This window comes from Chimaeribacter coloradensis (assembly GCF_002858715.1).
Classification (GTDB): Bacteria; Pseudomonadota; Gammaproteobacteria; order Enterobacterales; family Enterobacteriaceae; genus Chimaeribacter; species Chimaeribacter coloradensis.
In genome coordinates this window covers 1-343 of sequence record NZ_PJZH01000097.1, presented here as the reverse complement: position 1 = coordinate 343, position 343 = coordinate 1, and the positions used below count along the sequence as shown (strand labels likewise).

Genomic DNA, 343 nt, shown 5'->3' with positions numbered 1-343 from the left:
GTGAGCATATCCACATTGACGGAATGCCGCTGCATATCATCGATACCGCCGGGCTACGTGAAGCCAGTGACGAAGTAGAACGTATTGGTATCGAGCGCGCGTGGCAGGAAATTGAACAGGCCGACCGCGTGCTGTTTATGGTCGATGGCACCACAACAGACGCCGTGGATCCGGCAGAGATCTGGCCGGAATTTATTGCCCGTCTGCCAGCGAAACTGCCGATCACCGTGGTGCGCAATAAAGCCGATATCACCGGCGAAACGCTGGGAATGAGTGAAGTGAACGGTCACGCGTTAATTCGTCTCTCGGCAAGGACTGGTGAAGGCGTGGACGTGCTGCGTAA

General features: G+C 56.0%; 1 protein-coding gene. It reads left to right on the top strand.

Annotated features, from left to right (window positions below):
* Window positions 1-343: GTPase (locus CYR32_RS21310; protein ID WP_175578846.1), on the top strand; the 343-nt coding region annotated here is incomplete at both ends.